The sequence below is a fragment of the Arcicella rosea genome (assembly GCF_014204325.1).
GTDB classification, from domain to species: domain Bacteria; phylum Bacteroidota; class Bacteroidia; order Cytophagales; family Spirosomataceae; genus Arcicella; species Arcicella rosea_A.
Map to the genome: position 1 here is coordinate 1 of NZ_JACHKT010000070.1, position 1,417 is coordinate 1,417.

At 29.0% G+C, this 1,417-nt stretch carries 1 protein-coding gene; it reads right to left on the minus strand.

The features are described from left to right. Positions 1 to 121: 121 nt before the first annotated feature. Positions 122 to 1,240 (minus strand): DUF4062 domain-containing protein, encoded by a 1,119-nt coding sequence (locus HNP25_RS21595; protein ID WP_184137843.1) that lies wholly within the window; start codon positions 1,238 to 1,240, stop codon positions 122 to 124. Positions 1,241 to 1,417 lie beyond the last annotated feature (177 nt).

Here is a 1,417-nt window from a genome sequence, read left to right on the forward strand (position 1 = left end):
AACTCTGGAATAAATGCTTTGGGGCATTTGCAAAATGGATAAATATACAAATGTCTTACAATCAAAACTTTAAAGAAATCTTCGGGTAGAGTAGTGTTTCTGTACAATGTCAAGATAGACGTTATATTAATATTCCAATTTCTTGTCTTAATCTGTCAATAAGCTTTACTCTATTTTCTTCATTGCTAATAAATGGTTTTACTTTGGAATGATAGATACTATTCATTCTTGTAACATCAACCTTCCCTAATACTAATGGGATTCCTCTACTTACTATTTCAGCATTTAAATTCTCAACTAAATTCTCATCATGTTCAATTCTCCACTTTCTTCTACTTATACTGTTAAGCTTATCAGGAAATTTTATCTCGATATCTAAAATTGTCATAAAAATCAATTCTGTAATCTCATCTTTTTGATTTTCTGAAATTTCACCACTTGTTTCCTCAACTTCTATCATTTCAAAAAACTGGTCTGCAAAAAAATCAATAATCATTTCAAATTGTTTTTTTATAACAGTTTCGTATTCTTCATTTTCATTACCTAGAATTTTTTTCCCCACACTATTTAACATTTCGTTCATTCTTAATGAAATATTATTTAATTCTGCGACAGTATCCAAAACTTTATTTACTTCATTTTGCTTTTGCAAGCCGTCAAGATATAGATAGAACAAACCAGCTATTTGGTTTTGAAGATAAATTTCCACTTCTTCAACTTTATCAAAAGTTTTTATTGGTTTTGCTTTTATTAAATCTATAAATCTAAATACATTAGCATTATCAACATGCGCAAATTTAAATTTTATCTCTTTAGAATCTTGGAATACTTTATATGCGTCATTATTATCAAAGAATTCCTGATTCGCTTTGTAAGTTTGATACTCCGAAAAAACGTTTTTATCGATAAAAATAAAGACAGGAATATTTCGTACTAAAGCCGTTTCAAATTCCTTTCTTGTAATTGATACATATTCGTTTTCGTATTTTTTTTGCTCTTCAGCTTTGTTTGAACTAGTTGCTGAAGTTCCATAACGCCCCCCAACAATAAGAACCATAAGGTGACAAAGAGTCACTTCATTATACGCTGAATCATCAATTGGCTTTCCATGCTCATATGTTACTTTGTCACTTTCAAAGAGAACTGATTCAAATCCATAATTTTCTATAAATTTCTCTATTCTTTCTCTAACGTGTTTTAAATCATAATATGTTGAACTGACAAATACTCTTGGTTTCATAATTAATTATTTTTGAAATATTTGAATAAAATATAAAATCATACTTAAACTCTCTCGTCCCTACAATTATTTAATCAATTGAGGGAGTGTTCACTGAACTGTGTCAGTTGATTTATTGAGTTAGGGGGCTAGCCCCCTAACTCAATAAATCAACTTGTGAAATTCTATCTTCAAATG